The organism is Pseudomonas putida (assembly GCA_041879295.1).
GTDB lineage: Bacteria > Pseudomonadota > Gammaproteobacteria > Pseudomonadales > Pseudomonadaceae > Aquipseudomonas > Aquipseudomonas putida_Y.
The window spans coordinates 5,389,841-5,404,300 of record CP047152.1 but is presented as its reverse complement, the minus strand read 5'-3'; the positions used below and the strand labels follow the sequence as shown (position 1 = coordinate 5,404,300).

Here is a 14,460-nt window from a genome sequence, read left to right as displayed (position 1 = left end):
CAGTGGTAACCCGTGATCGGCAACGCTAGCGATTGCTGTAACGGCCATGCTTACCGTGTGCAGGCATGGCCTGGTTGCCCCGTGTGGCGATCATCTGTTGCAGCGTGATCAGTTCGATACCCAGTTGCTTGAGCCGTGGAATCTGCCTTTCCAGCACCGCTAGCGTTTGCGGGTAGGGGTGGCCGATCAACACGGCCGAGCCTTGCTTGCGGGCCAGCGCAATACCCTGTTGCAGCTGAGCGTCGATGGCTTCCGGTGTGCGCACGTCATCCAGAAATACATCCCGCGACACATGCGCCACATCGTGTGCTTGAGCCTCGGCCGCGGCGACCGTGGCGGCGCTGGTGCGGCTGTCGACGAAGAACAGTTGGCGCCGCTGCAGTTCGCCCATCAACCACGCCATGGGTTCACGCTGTGCGGTCATGCGGCTGCCCATGTGGTTGTTGATGCCGGCGGCGTAGGGCACCTTGACCAATGCTGCGTCCAGGCGCCGCGCCAGTTCTTCGATGGCGATGCCCGGGTGCCAGGCATAGGGCCCGGTGGCCGGGTCCATGGGCATGTGCAGGATCACCGTCTTGCCGGCCTTGTGCGCCTGGCGTGCGAAGTCGGTGGCATGGGGGGTGTCGGGCATGATCGCCATGGTCACCGGCCCGGGCAGCGCCAGGGTACGGCTGTCACGCTCGGGGCTCTGGCCCAGATCGTCGATGATGATGCTCATGTAGGCGTTGTTGGCCGGCGCCGCTTGCGCGATTCCGGCCATCAGGCAAAACAACAGACACAGCAGATAACGCATAGGGTAGATCAGTCGCCCTTGGTGATGTTCAGGCCTTTGAGCAGGCTCAGAGCCTGGCTCAACTGGAAGTCGTCATCCTGCGGGCGTTCCTTGCGCTTGCTGCTGCCGGTCGGGCGGTCGGCGCCGCCGTTGCCGTTGCCCAGGTGGCCCTGCAGGTCGGCCTCCTTGAAGCTTTCGGTGTCGACCTCGGCGGTGAGCTTGGCCTGGCGCACTTCGATGTCCGGGACGATGCCCTGGGCCTGGATCGAACGGCCGTTGGGGGTGTAGTACAGCGCAGTGGTGAGCTTCAGGGCGCGGTCGTTGGCCAGTGGCAGCACGGTCTGCACCGAGCCTTTGCCGAAACTGTCGGTGCCCATCAGCACGGCGCGTTTCTGGTCCTGCAGGGCGCCGGCGACAATCTCCGATGCCGATGCACTGCCACCGTTGATCAGTACCACCAGCGGCACGCCTTCGCTGGCATCGGCCGGGTCGGCCGAGAATCGCAGCTCGGAGTTGGCGATGCGGCCCTTGGTGTAGACGATCAGGCCTTTGGTCAGGAAGTGGTCGGCTACTTCCACCGCCGACTGCAGCACGCCGCCCGGGTTGTTGCGCAGGTCCAGCACTACCCCGCGCAGCTTCTTGCCGTTGTCCTTGCGCAGCTTGGCCAGGGCCTTGCCCACTTCGTCACCGGTCTTGACCTGGAACTGGGTGATACGGATGTAGCCGTAATCGTTCTCCAGTAGCTGGCTCTTCACGCTCTTGACCTGAATGACCGCGCGGCTCAAGGTCACGTCAAACGGGGTGCCGCCGTCGCGCACCAAGGTCAGGGTGATTTTCTCGCCAACCTTGCCGCGCATCTTGTCGACCGCCTCGGTCATGGTCTGGCCGCGGGTCGGGGCGCCATTGATCTTGACGATCAGGTCACCAGCTTGCACGCCGGCCCGCGAGGCAGGGGTGTCGTCGATTGGCGAGACCACCTTGATGAAGCCGTCTTCCTGGCCTACTTCAATGCCCAGCCCGCCGAACTCGCCGCTGGTGCTTTCCTGCAGCTCCTGGAAGTCCTCGGGGCCAAGGTAGGCCGAGTGCGGGTCAAGGTTGCTTAGCATGCCCTTGATGGCGTTCTCCAGCAGGGTCTTGTCGTCTACCGGTTCGACGTAGGCGGCCTTGATACGGTCCAGGACCTCGGCGAAGGTGCGCAGTTCTTCCAGCGGCAGTGGCGCCTTGGCGGTCACCTCGGTGGCTGGCACTGCGGCGACCTTGGCCGGCTCTGCGGCGGTGGCCAGGGGCGCGCCGACCGCCAGGGCGATGGACAGGGCCAGCTGGGTGAGACGAGGCGAGTGCAGCATGTCGAACGAACTCCTGATCCTGTAGGTGCTCCTTGGGGAGCATCGGTGCAGCACTCAAGCTGCGCCGTAGAAATTTGACTAGCCTCGGCACCACTGCGAAGGGTCGGTAGGGCGGCCCTGCTGGCGGATAGCGAAGTACAAGCCTGCCGCTTCCTGGCCACCGCTGTTGCCAACGGTGGAAATGGCCTCACCGGCCTTGACGATATCACCGGCATTCTTGAGCAGGCTCTGGTTGTGGCCGTACAGGCTCAGGTAACCGTTGCCATGGTCGAGAATGACCAGAAGCCCGGCGCCGCGCAACCAGTCCGCGAATACCACACGCCCGCCGTGCACGGCACGTACCTGAGTGCCCGGTGTGGCGCTGATCATGACCCCGTCCCACTTGGCGCGGGCGTCGCTGCCGCGGGCATCACCGAAGCGTGCCAGCAGTCGACCATTGACTGGCCATGGAAGTTTGCCTCGCGCAGCAGAAAATGCGCCGCCGTAGTTCGCGCCATCGCTGGAAACCATCGGCCCGAGGGTGGTGCGGGCCTTTTTCGGCGGCTCCGCTGGCTCACGGGCCTGGTCGCGGGCAGCCGCAGCGGCCAGCGCTTCCTGCTTGCGGCGCTTTTCCGCTTCCTGCTGCGCCAGCAGGGCCTTCTTGCGCGCTTCTTCAGCTTCACGGGCCTGGCGGGCGAGTGTTTCCTCGATGGTTTTCAGGACCTTGGCCAGGTCGGCCTGGTCCTGTTCGCGCGCTTGCAACTTTTGACCGCGGTCCTTTACATCGCTGTTGAGCTTGGCCAGTACCTGCTGGCGCTTGGCGCGCTCGGTTTCCAGCTCTTGACGGCGGCTGTCGAGGTCGGCGCGCTGGGCCAGCAGCTGTTGTTGCTGGCTGGAAATTTCCTGTTCGACGTTGGCCAGTTGGCGCAAGGTCTCGTTGAAGGTGCGCAATTGCTCCAGGCGCGCCTTGCTCAGGTAGTCGTAATAGGTGAGGGTGCGGGCGAACTTCTCGGGGTTCTGCTGGTTGAGCAGCAGCTTGAGGTATTCCTCGCGACCGTTGTTCTGGTAGGCCGAGCGGGCCTGAATGGCGATCAGTCGTTGTTGTTCAACGCGGGCGCTCTGGAGTTTTTTTTTCTCGGTATCAAGGCGCTCCAGCTCGCCTTCAGTCTTTTTTAGTTCTTGCTGCAGGGCCTCCACCTGCTTTTCGAGGTTACCGATGTCGGTTTCGGTGGTTTTGAGGTCCTTTTGCACACCGGCCTTTTCTTCCTGGAGCTTGCTCAGCGTCTTCTTGAGCTCGGCAATGTCCTGGCGGGTGGCATCCAGTTGCTGCTGGGTCTGCGCGCGCTCATCGGCGAAGGCCGGGCTGAGCAGGCAAGACAGGGCTAGGAGGATCAGGGCGCGAAGCATGGGGTTTGGCGTACCAAGGATGGAGACTGGCCTAGTATGCCCGCGTGGGCAGGCAAAAAAAACGCCTCGCTGCGGATGCAGGGGGGCGTTTGTCTGGAATTCATGTGCAATTGGGGCTGCAACGCAGCCCCTTTCGACATTCAGGCGTCGACCAGAATCGAGGTGCCGGTCATTTCCACCGGCTTTTCCAGCCCCAGCAGCTTCAGCATGGTTGGCGCCACGTCGGCCAGCACGCCGCCCTCACGCACTTTCACGTTGCGCTTGCCCACATAGATGAATGGTACCGGCTCGGTAGTGTGTGCGGTGTGCGCCTGGCCGGTGCACTCGTCTTCCATTTGTTCGACGTTGCCGTGGTCAGCGGTGATCAGTGCTTCGCCGCCCACCTTGTCCAGCGCGTCGACAATGCGCCCTACACAGGTATCCAGTGCTTCGACGGCCTTCACCGCAGCTTCGAACACGCCGGTGTGGCCGACCATGTCGCCGTTGGCGTAGTTGACCACGATGACGTCGAAGCGCTGCTGTTCGATGGCTTCGACGATGCGATCGGTCACTTCCGGTGCGCTCATTTCCGGTTGCAGGTCATAGGTGGCGACCTTCGGCGACGGGATCAGGATGCGCTCTTCGCCTTCGAACGGCTCTTCGCGGCCACCAGAGAAGAAGAAGGTGACGTGGGCATATTTCTCGGTTTCGGCGATGCGCAGTTGGGTCTTGCCGTTTTTCGCCAGGTATTCGCCCAGCACGTTGTTCAGGCTGGACGGCGCAAAGGCCGCCGGTGCCGGAATCTTCGCCGAATACTGGGTCAGGCCGATGTACGCTGCCATCTTCGGCAGGCGCGCACGGGCGAATTCCGTGAAGTCTGGCTCTACAAATGCACGCGACAGTTCGCGAGCACGGTCGGCGCGGAAGTTCATGAAGATCACGGCATCGCCATCTTCGACCTTGACTGCTTCGCCAATGCGCGTGGCTTTTACGAATTCGTCGCTCTCGTCACGGGCATAAGCGGCTTCCAGGCCTGCCAGAGCCGTGTCAGCGGTGTACTCGGCAGCGCTGTCGACGATCAGGTTGTAGGCGGCGCTGACGCGGTCCCAGCGGTTGTCGCGGTCCATGGCGTAGTAGCGGCCGATCAGGCTGGCGATGCGGCCCTTGCCCAGTTTGGCGAAGGTGGCGTCGAGCAGTTCGATGGACGACTGCGCGCTGCGTGGCGGGGTGTCGCGGCCGTCGAGGAAGGCGTGCAGGTAGATCTTTTCGGCACCACGCTGCGCGGCCAGTTCGGCCATGGCCACCAAGTGGTCCTGGTGGCTGTGTACGCCACCATCGGACAGCAGGCCGAGGATGTGTACGGCCTTGCCAGCACTGGCTGCCTTGTCTACAGCACCGGTCAGCACCGGGTTTTCAAAGAACTCGCCGTCGCGGATGGCCTTGGTCACCCGGGTGAAGTCCTGATAGACGACGCGACCTGCGCCGAGGTTCATATGACCGACTTCGGAGTTGCCCATCTGCCCGTCCGGCAGGCCGACATCCATGCCCGAGCCGGAAATGAGGCCATGCGGCTGGGTGGCGCACAGGCGGTCATAGACCGGTTTATTGGCGGCAAAGATGGCGTTGTGTTCGGGGATATCGCTATGGCCGAAGCCATCCAGGATAATCAGGACCAGAGGTTTGGGCGTGCTCGTCATCAATCAAACTCACGGTTGTTCAAAGATGATAAAGACACGCATTTTAGGGCAAATACGCCACCCGCGGCGAATATTCGTCCCATTCCACCGACCGGCGCACCTGTGCTAGCAACATGAAGGTGGTTTTGTGGCCGGCCCGCCGGGCTTTGGTGGCACCAAGGGGCTGTGTATACTGGCCGGCATTTTCAATCGCCTGGAACACCGCTGATGGTTGCTCACCTGATTCAATTCGCGACAGATCACTACATCCTGGTTGCGATCTTCCTCATTCTGCTGGTCCTGTTGCTCATCAATGAAATCCGTCGTGGTGGCCAGAGCCTGACTAATGGCCAACTGACAGCCCTGGTCAATGCCGAGAAGGCCCTGGTGATCGACATTCGCCCGGCCAAGGAATACTCCGCTGGCCATATCGTCGGCGCGGTGAACATCCCGCAGGACAAACTGGCCAACCGCATGACCGAGTTGGGCAAACATAAAGAGAAGACCCTGATTGTCGTCGACGCGATGGGCCAGCAGTCCGGCACTATTTGCCGCGAGCTGCTCAAAGCTGGTTACAACGCCGCCAAACTGAGCGGTGGCGTTTCCAGTTGGAAAGCCGATAACCTGCCCCTGGTGAAGTGATATGAAGCCTGTCATCGTCTATTCCAGCGACTACTGCCCCTACTGCATGCGCGCCAAGTACCTGCTCGAGAGCAAAGGCGTGGCCTTCGAGGAAATCAAGGTCGACGGCAAGCCGCAGGTTCGCGCCGAGATGAGTCAGAAAGCCGGCCGTACGTCTGTGCCGCAGATCTGGATCGGCAGCACCCATGTCGGTGGATGCGATGACCTCTATGCCCTGGAGCGCGCCGGCAAGCTCGACGCGCTGCTGGCGGCCTGATTTGCACTGCATTCAAAAACATTAGGATAAGGATCTGACATGACTGACCAACAGACCAACGGCGCTGCTGCAGAAGACAACAGCCCGCAGTTCTCCCTGCAACGCATCTATGTGCGCGACCTGTCGTTCGAGGCCCCGAAAAGCCCGCAGATCTTCCGTCAGACCTGGGAGCCAAGCGTTGCCCTGGACCTGAACACCAAGCAGAAATCCCTGGAAGGCGACTTCCATGAGGTCGTGCTGACCCTGTCGGTTACTGTCAAGAACGGTGACGAAGTGGCTTTCATTGCTGAAGTGCAGCAGGCCGGTATCTTCCTGATCGCCAACCTCGATGCGCCTTCGATGAGCCACACCCTGGGTGCGTTCTGCCCGAACATCCTGTTCCCTTATGCCCGTGAGGCCCTGGATAGCCTGGTGACCCGCGGTTCGTTCCCGGCGCTGATGCTGTCGCCTGTCAACTTCGACGCCCTGTACGCGCAAGAAATGCAGCGTATGCAGGAAGCGGGTGAAGCGCCGACTGTGCAGTAATAACTGCCGGTATCCAGAAAGCGCCTCTCGGGGCGCTTTTTTGTTGCCTGTGCGGGCCTCTTCGCGGGTAAACCCGCTCCTACAGGGGATTGCGCCGTTCCCTCGGCTTGTGTAGGAGCGGGTTTACCCGCGAAGAGGCCCGTACGGGCAAAACATCAGCTCCCGGCAAACCCGTTCTGCCGCCACGCCTCATACACCGTCACCGCCACGGTATTGGACAGGTTCAGGCTACGGCACCCCGGCCGCATCGGCAGGCGCAGGCGATGCTCGGCCGGCAGGCTGTCCAGCACCTCGGCCGGCAACCCGCGGCTCTCTGGCCCGAACAGGAAGGCGTCGCCCGGCTGGAAGGCCACTTCGTGGAACGGGTGCGAGCCCTTGGTGGTAAAGGCGAACAGCCTTGGGTTGCCAAGGCTTTCCAGGCATCTGGCCAGGCTCTCGTGGCGCTTGAGCGTGGCATACTCGTGGTAGTCCAGCCCTGCGCGGCGCAGGCGCTTGTCATCCAGTTCGAAGCTGATGGGTTCGATCAGGTGCAGGGCGCAGCCACTGTTGGCGCATAGACGAATGATGTTGCCGGTATTCGGCGGAATTTCTGGTTGAAAAAGGATGACGTGAAACATGCACGGCTCCAAGCGTGAAGATGACGGGCATTCTACCCCTGAACCGGACGTGCGTTCGAAGGCCTTCCCACGGGTGATGCTGTCGTTGGCGATCGTCGGCTTGATGGTGGGGCTGATGATCGGTCGCCTGACTACGCCTGACGAGCGCGAGCTGCAGCAGGTGCAGGTGATGCAGGATGGCCTGGAGCTTTGGTTCAACGAAGAGCCCAAGCTGCATGGCGAGAACGTGGAAGGGACGGTGGCGTTGCTGTTCCAGGCCCAGGGCAAGGCTCAGCAAGGGCAGCTTAGCCTGCTGGGCAAGCCGGTGAGCTGGCGGATACAGCACAGCAAGGAAGGTTTGTTGCTGACGGTGGTGGCCGCGCGCCCCCTGCACGGCGAATGGGCCGGTGCAGAGGACGCTGGGCGCTGGCGGGTGCAAGTGAAACTGCACGAATAAAAGAGGGGATATCCCGGCCTGCCTGTACCAGGGTCCCCGAAAGGGGTACTGCGTATAAAGGGGGGATGTCCCGGCCTGCCTGTACCGAGGTCCCCAAAACGGGCGGTGCTGCGTATAAAAGAGGGGTTCACCCGGCCTGCCTGTACCAGGGCCCCCGAAATTGGAGATGTATTGCTTATTGCAGGGGGCGTGCCAGTTTTGCAAAGCCCGTGAATACTGGGCTTTGAGGACGAATTGGCCGGCTTTTGAGGGGGTTTGTGCCTTCGTGAGGTGCATCGGGCACAGGATCGGTGCATCGGGGGGCTGAAATGACTGGGGCCGCAAAGCGGCCCCAGAGGTCTACGGATTAACCCGGAACTCAGTGGTCATCACCGTCCTCATCATCCCCTCCCGCCACATTCATCCCCAACTCCTTGATCTTGCGCGTCAGGGTGTTACGCCCCCAGCCCAGCAACAGCGCGGCATCCCGCCGACGTCCGGCGGTGTGCTTGAGTGCCGTCTCGATCATGATGCGTTCAAAACTCGGCACTGCGCTGTCCAGCAGGTTGGTCTGGCCGCGCGTTAACGCCTGGTCGGCCCACTGGCGCAGGGCCTGCTCCCAGTTGGTTACCGGCGCGGCGTCTTGTGGCAGGTTCAGCAGTTCTGGCGGCAGGTCGCCGATCAGCACTTCACGGCTGGAGGCCATCACGGTAATCCAGCGGCAAGTGTTCTCCATCTGCCGCACGTTGCCCGGCCATGGCAGGTTGCGGATGAACTCTTCAGTCTCCGGCTTGAGGATCTTCGGCTCGACTGCCAGCTCCTGGGCGGCCCGGGCAAGGAAGTGACGGGCGAGGGCGGGGATATCTTCGCGGCGGTCGGCCAGGCGCGGAATATGGATGCGGATCACGTTCAGCCGGTGGAACAAGTCCTCACGGAACTTGCCGGCCTGCACCAGTGACTCCAGGTTCTGGTGGGTGGCGGCGATGATGCGCACGTCGACCTTGACCGGCACGTGGCCGCCCACGCGGTAGAACTCGCCATCGGCCAGTACACGCAGCAGGCGGGTCTGGGTGTCGGCAGGCATGTCCCCGATTTCATCGAGGAACAGCGTGCCGCCATCGGCCTGCTCGAAACGGCCGCGACGCAAGTTGGCAGCACCTGTGAAGGCACCTTTCTCATGGCCGAACAGCTCCGACTCCATCAAATCCTTGGGGATGGCGGCCATGTTCAGGGCAATGAACGGCGATGCTGCGCGCGGGCTGTGCCGGTGCAGGGCGTGGGCCACCAGTTCTTTGCCGGTGCCGGACTCGCCGTTGATCAGCACGGTGATGTTGGAGTGGCTGAGGCGTCCGATGGCGCGGAACACCTCCTGCATCGCCGGGGCTTCACCAATGATTTCCGGGGTGCGCGCCAGGTTCTGTGGCACATCCAGGCCTTGCTGCTCCTGGGCGTGCTGGTTGGCGCGCTTGACCAGCGATACCGCTTCGTCGACGTCGAATGGCTTGGGCAGGTACTCGAAGGCACCGCCCTGGTAGGAAGCCACGGCGCTGTCCAGGTCGGAGTGGGCGGTCATGATGATGACCGGCAGGCGTGGGTGCTGCTCGCGGATCTGCGCCAGCAGGTCGAGGCCGCTGGTGCCAGGCATGCGAATATCGGAAATGATCACGTCGGGTTGCTGGCGTGCCAGGCGCCCCATGACACCGTCTGCGCTGTCGAAGCTCTGGGTGGTCATGCCTTCCTGTTGCAGGGCTTTTTCCAGGACCCAGCGGATGGAGCGATCATCGTCGACGATCCATACGGTTTCACTTCGGCTCATGAGGCGGTGGCTCCTTGTTCCAGAGGCAGGTAAATCGAGAAGGCGGTATGGCCTGCGTGGCTTTCACACTCGATCAGGCCCTGGTGCTGGCTGATGATGTTCTGGGTAATGGCCAGGCCAAGCCCGGTACCGTCCGGGCGGCCACTGACCATGGGATAGAAGAGGGTGTCCTGCAGTTCTGGCGGGATGCCCGGGCCGTTGTCGATGATCTCTACCCGCGCTACCAGGCGGTGACGAACGTGGCCGATGGTGAACTGGCGCAGGGCGCGGCTGCGCAAGGTGATGCGACCCAGGCGCAGTTCATTCTGCGAGCTGATCGCCTGCATGGCGTTGCGCACGATGTTGAGTACGGCCTGAATCATCTGTTCTCGGTCGATCAACACGTCCGGAAGGCTTGGGTCGTAATCGCGCACCAAAGTGATGCACCCCTGGCTTTCGGCATCGACCAGGCTGCACACCCGCTCCAGCACTTCGTGAATATTGGTCATGGCCAGCGACGGCAGCTTGTTCGAGCCGAGCATGCGGTCGACCAGGTTACGCAAGCGGTCGGCCTCTTCGATGATCACATTGGTGTAGTCGCGCAGCCCTTCCTCGGGCAGTTCGCGGGCCAGTAGCTGGGCCGCTCCGCGGATGCCGCCAAGGGGGTTCTTGATTTCGTGGGCCAGGCCGCGCACCAGCATCTTGGTGGTTTCCTGCTTGCTCAGTTGGGCCTCTTCCTTGGTGATGCGCAGCAGCCGGTCCCGCGGGTGCACTTCGAGCAACAGCAGGGTCTGGCCTTGATGCAGTATCGGCGTTACCGCGTAGTCGACGGTGATGGTCTGCCCGGTCAGCGATGTGAGCTGCGCTTCACGCTTGGTGAACGGGTGCGCCTGCTCGACCGCCTGGCGCAGCGAGCTGAGCGCTTCGGTCGATTCGGTGAACAGCTCGCTGATGAATTGCCCATGGCTGCGCTGGCCACTGACGGCCAGCAGCATTTCTGCGGCCGGGTTCATGTACTCCAGGCGCAGCTCGGCGTTGAGCAGCAACGTGGCGGTGGTCAGGTTGTCCAGAAGCAGACGGTGCTGTGCATCGCTGATGGTCATAAGGCGTCGTTGACCTCTTTTGGCGCTTGCCTGGCACTGCTTTGGCCAGGGCCGGACGCGGGGTGGATCCACTGATGCGAGACTCTGGAAAAGAAAATGCAAGAAACAAACCAAAGCTCCGAAAAGAAGCGGGATTTGCCGATAAAGGCCTGAATCTGCGCAAATTCGGACCATAAAGTCTTGATGAAACGTTTAAGTTGAACCAGATTGGGGAGCAAATGAGGGCATGGTATGAATTGGTGCACCAAGATAGAGCATAGCGTGACAGGCGGGGTTGCAGTGCTTCTGCTTGGTGCGCAGAAACGAAAACGGCCTCCCGGAGGAGGCCGTTGTGATCATGTCATCGGCGCGAGGCGCCAATCAGATCAGCAGCTGTAGTACAGCTCGTATTCCAGCGGGTGTACGAAGGTGCGGACCTTGATTTCTTCTTCGCTCTTCAGCTCGATGAAGGCATCGATGAAGTCGTCGGAGAACACGCCGCCCTTGGTCAGGAACGCACGGCCTTTATCCAGCTCTTCCAGAGCTTCTTTCAGGCTGCCGCACACTTGCGGGATGTTCTTGGCTTCTTCTGGCGGCAGGTCGTACAGGTTCTTGTCGGCCGCGTCGCCTGGGTGGATCTTGTTCTGGATGCCGTCCAGGCCAGCCATCAGCAGGGCCGCGAAGGCCAGGTACGGGTTGGCCGATGGGTCCGGGAAGCGTGCTTCGATACGGCGGGCTTTCGGGCTGCCAACGTAAGGAATACGGATCGAGGCGGAACGGTTGCGAGCCGAGTAGGCCAGCATTACCGGGGCTTCGAAGCCTGGAACCAGACGCTTGTAGGAGTTGGTCGACGGGTTGGTGAAGCCGTTCAGGGCCTTACCGTGCTTGATGATACCGCCGATGAAGTACAGGGCGGTGTCGGACAGGCCGGCATAGCCTTCACCCGAGAAGGTGTTCTTGCCGTCTTTCCAGATCGACATGTGCACGTGCATGCCCGAGCCGTTGTCGCCGTACAGTGGCTTCGGCATGAAGGTGGCGGTACGGCCGTAAGCGTCGGCAACGTTGTGCACGACGTATTTCAGCGCCTGTACTTCGTCAGCCTTCTTCACCAGGGTGTTGAACTTGACGCCGATCTCGTTCTGGCCGGCAGTCGCCACTTCGTGGTGGTGAACTTCAACGGTCTGGCCCATTTCTTCCAGAGCGTTGCACATGGCAGTACGGATTTCGTGGTCGTGGTCGAACGGCGGAACCGGGAAGTAGCCGCCTTTCACGCCTGGACGGTGGCCTTTGTTGCCGCCTTCCACGTCAGCGCCGGTCATCCACGAGCCCTGCTCGGAGAAGATCTTGAACATCGAGCCGGAGATGTCCGACTGGAACTTCACTTCGTCGAAGATGAAGAACTCAGGCTCTGGGCCGGCGAATACGGTGTCACCGATGCCGGTGCTCTTCAGGTACTCTTCGGCGCGCTTGGCGATTGCACGTGGGTCGCGATCGTAGCCCTGCATGCTCGACGGGTCGACGATGTCGCAGGTAATGATCAGGGTTGGCTCTTCGGTGAACGGATCCAGAACGGCGGTTTCGTCAACCGGCATCAGGATCATGTCGGAGGCTTCGATGCCTTTCCAGCCAGCGATGGAGGAACCGTCGAACATCTTGCCGACTTCGAAGAAGTCTTCGTCCAGCGCATCACGCGACGGCATGGTCACGTGGTGCTGAGTGCCTTTGGTGTCCGTGAAACGCAGATCAATCCACTTGACGTCATGATCTTTGATGAGTTGAACCGACTTCGACATGTTGTCCTCCGGATGGTCTAGAGCGCGGTGGGCCGCTGCCCTGGAAAAAGGGTGTTGCCGGGCGCGGATAGTCGGCCAAGCTTACCTGCCTCACAAGGGAGCAAATTGCATGCCAGTGCCCGAAAATGGCGAGGTTGGGATAAAAGGGGGCGTTTGCGGGCATTTGGCGTTGGGGTAGGCTGAGAAAGTGCACTCTTAAGATGCGAATTTTGGAGGTGGCGCACCATTAGGGTGCACGCCTTGGTTTTTGTGGTGCCCGTGAGACCCAGCGCCGCCCGCGCGGCGCATCGCGAGCTGTGCTCGCTCCTACGTTTGTTTCGGGCCAATTATTTCTGGGGGATTTGCGCGCGAACGCCTTGGCGCATGGCGCGATATCGCGTCGTACAAACAAGGCGGTCGCGCGCGCCTGTCGCAGGCGTAACTGGCCCGAAACAGACGTAGGAGCGAGCGCAGCTCGCGATGCGCCGCACGGGCGGCGCTCGGTCTCACGGGCACCAAAAAATCCGGCTCCGACATTTATCTCAAAGCTTCTGATCAAAAGTTGGTCAAATCCTGAGCAATTTCCGATATAATTCGCGCCCCTCATTTTCGGCAGGCCCTGCGCGCGCTGTTAACCAATGAAACTTATCGTCAAAGTCTTCCCAGAAATCACCATCAAAAGCCGGCCGGTGCGCAAGCGCTTCATCCGCCAGCTTGGCAAGAACATCCGCAACGTGCTCAAGGATCTCGACCCTGAGCTCGCGGTAGATGGTGTCTGGGACAATCTCGAAGTGGTTACCCGCGTCGAAGACGAAAAAGTCCAGCGCGAGATGATCGAGCGCCTCACCTGCACGCCGGGTATCACTCACTTCCTGCAGGTTGAGGAATACCCGCTGGGTGACTTCGACGACATCGTCGCCAAGTGCAAGCACCACTTCGGCCACCTGCTGGCCGGCAAGCACTTCGCCGTGCGCTGCAAGCGCGGTGGCCACCATGACTTCACCTCGATGGATGTCGACCGTTACGTCGGCAGCCAGCTGCGCCAGCAGTGTGGCGCCGCCGGGATCGAGCTGAAAAACCCTGAAGTGCTGGTGCGCATCGAAATCCGCGACCAGCGCCTGTACGTGATCCACAACCAGCACAACGGCATCGGCGGTTATCCGCTGGGCGCCCTGGAGCAGACCCTGGTGCTGATGTCCGGTGGTTTCGACTCCACCGTTGCGGCCTACCAGATGATGCGCCGCGGCCTGATGACCCACTTCTGCTTCTTCAACCTCGGCGGCCGTGCCCACGAGCTGGGCGTGATGGAAGTGGCCCACTACCTGTGGAAGAAGTACGGCAGCAGCCAGCGTGTACTGTTCATCAGCGTGCCGTTCGAAGAAGTGGTTGGCGAAATCCTCAACAAGGTCGACAACAGCTACATGGGCGTGACACTCAAGCGCATGATGCTGCGAGGCGCCGCCCATATGGCCGACCGCCTGCAGATCGACGCGCTGGTGACAGGCGAAGCGATTTCCCAGGTGTCCAGCCAGACCTTGCCGAACCTGTCGATCATCGACTCGGCCACCGACAAGCTGGTGCTGCGCCCGCTGCTGGCCAGCCACAAGCAGGACATCATCGACCAGGCCACCGAAATCGGTACCGCGGACTTTGCCAAGCACATGCCGGAATACTGCGGCGTGATCTCGGTAAACCCGACCACCCATGCCAAGCGTCACCGCATGGAGCACGAAGAAAAACAGTTCGACATGGCCGTACTGGAGCGCGCTCTTGAGCGCGCCAAGTTCATTTCCATCGATCATGTGATCGATGAGCTGGGCAAGGACATTGAAATCGAGGAAGTGGCCGAGGCGCTGCCTGGCCAGATCGTCATCGACATTCGCCACCCCGATGCCCAGGAAGACGAACCTCTGGTGCTGGAAGGTATCGAGGTCCAGGCCATGCCGTTCTACGCCATCAACAGCAAGTTCAAGCATCTGGACCCTACGCGCCAGTACTTGCTGTATTGCGACAAGGGTGTGATGAGCCGTTTGCACGCACACCACCTGCTCAGTGAGGGACATGCCAATGTGCGTGTTTATCGTCCGACATAAGATGCCGGGGCTGTATGGCGGCAGTATTCGCCATCGCCCTCCCGACCGCCGGGCCCGCTGAGCCTTAAACAGTACATATTGGCCGCCTACACTGGGCGGCAACC

13 protein-coding genes are annotated in these 14,460 nt (G+C 61.4%); 5 read left to right on the top strand and 8 right to left on the bottom strand.

Annotated features, from left to right (window positions below):
- Positions 1 to 25: 25 nt before the first annotated feature.
- From GST84_24615 to GST84_24600, 4 genes are all read right to left on the bottom strand, one after another.
- Positions 26 to 793, bottom strand: coding sequence for a divergent polysaccharide deacetylase family protein (locus tag GST84_24615; GenBank protein ID XGB15353.1), 768 nt, complete (start codon positions 791 to 793; stop codon positions 26 to 28).
- Positions 794 to 801: 8 nt separating this feature from the next.
- On the bottom strand, positions 802 to 2,118 hold the full coding sequence (locus GST84_24610; GenBank protein XGB15352.1) for a PDZ domain-containing protein: 1,317 nt from the start codon (positions 2,116 to 2,118) through the stop codon (positions 802 to 804).
- A gap of 78 nt (positions 2,119 to 2,196) precedes the next feature.
- Positions 2,197 to 3,504, bottom strand: coding sequence for a peptidoglycan DD-metalloendopeptidase family protein (locus tag GST84_24605; protein XGB15351.1), 1,308 nt, complete (start codon positions 3,502 to 3,504; stop codon positions 2,197 to 2,199).
- 140 nt (positions 3,505 to 3,644) lie between these two features.
- On the bottom strand, positions 3,645 to 5,180 hold the full coding sequence (locus tag GST84_24600; GenBank protein XGB15350.1) for a 2,3-bisphosphoglycerate-independent phosphoglycerate mutase: 1,536 nt from the start codon (positions 5,178 to 5,180) through the stop codon (positions 3,645 to 3,647).
- Positions 5,181 to 5,387: 207 nt separating this feature from the next.
- On the opposite strand from GST84_24600, the gene GST84_24595 reads away from it, so the two are divergent.
- From GST84_24595 to secB, 3 genes are read left to right on the top strand one after another with little or no spacing between them, the layout of a single operon-like run.
- Positions 5,388 to 5,801, top strand: coding sequence for a rhodanese-like domain-containing protein (locus GST84_24595; GenBank protein XGB15349.1), 414 nt, complete (start codon positions 5,388 to 5,390; stop codon positions 5,799 to 5,801).
- 1 nt (position 5,802) lies between these two features.
- The gene (gene grxC / locus GST84_24590) at positions 5,803 to 6,057 is read left to right on the top strand and encodes a glutaredoxin 3 (GenBank protein XGB15348.1); all 255 of its coding nucleotides are present in this window, start codon (positions 5,803 to 5,805) and stop codon (positions 6,055 to 6,057) included.
- Between the two features lie 39 nt (positions 6,058 to 6,096).
- A complete protein-coding gene (gene secB / locus GST84_24585; protein ID XGB15347.1) occupies positions 6,097 to 6,582 on the top strand; it encodes a protein-export chaperone SecB in 486 nt (161 codons plus the stop codon).
- A gap of 155 nt (positions 6,583 to 6,737) precedes the next feature.
- Here secB and trmL read toward each other — a convergent pair whose 3' ends face one another.
- Positions 6,738 to 7,199: a tRNA (uridine(34)/cytosine(34)/5-carboxymethylaminomethyluridine(34)-2'-O)-methyltransferase TrmL gene (gene trmL / locus GST84_24580; protein XGB15346.1), complete on the bottom strand. Its 462-nt coding sequence runs from the start codon at positions 7,197 to 7,199 to the stop codon at positions 6,738 to 6,740.
- On the opposite strand from trmL, the gene GST84_24575 reads away from it, so the two are divergent.
- A complete protein-coding gene (locus tag GST84_24575) occupies positions 7,198 to 7,635 on the top strand; it encodes a hypothetical protein (protein XGB15345.1) in 438 nt (145 codons plus the stop codon). The two genes, trmL and GST84_24575, sit on opposite strands and share 2 nt — an antisense overlap.
- Before the next feature lie 358 nt (positions 7,636 to 7,993).
- Here GST84_24575 and ntrC read toward each other — a convergent pair whose 3' ends face one another.
- The 3 genes from ntrC to glnA all read right to left on the bottom strand — a co-directional run bounded on the left by ntrC (position 7,994) and on the right by glnA (position 12,284).
- Positions 7,994 to 9,430, bottom strand: coding sequence for a nitrogen regulation protein NR(I) (gene ntrC / locus GST84_24570; GenBank protein ID XGB15344.1), 1,437 nt, complete (start codon positions 9,428 to 9,430; stop codon positions 7,994 to 7,996).
- Entirely contained in the window at positions 9,427 to 10,512 is a 1,086-nt protein-coding gene (locus GST84_24565; protein ID XGB15343.1) for a nitrogen regulation protein NR(II), read from the bottom strand. Before GST84_24565 ends, ntrC begins: the two co-directional genes overlap by 4 nt.
- 365 nt (positions 10,513 to 10,877) lie before the next feature.
- Positions 10,878 to 12,284 carry a type I glutamate--ammonia ligase gene (gene glnA, locus GST84_24560; protein XGB15342.1) on the bottom strand — a complete coding sequence of 469 codons (1,407 nt, stop codon included), beginning with the start codon at positions 12,282 to 12,284 and terminating at the stop codon, positions 10,878 to 10,880.
- 617 nt (positions 12,285 to 12,901) lie between these two features.
- On the opposite strand from glnA, the gene thiI reads away from it, so the two are divergent.
- Positions 12,902 to 14,356: a tRNA 4-thiouridine(8) synthase ThiI gene (gene thiI, locus GST84_24555; protein ID XGB15341.1), complete on the top strand. Its 1,455-nt coding sequence runs from the start codon at positions 12,902 to 12,904 to the stop codon at positions 14,354 to 14,356.
- The last annotated feature ends 104 nt before the right edge of the window (positions 14,357 to 14,460 follow it).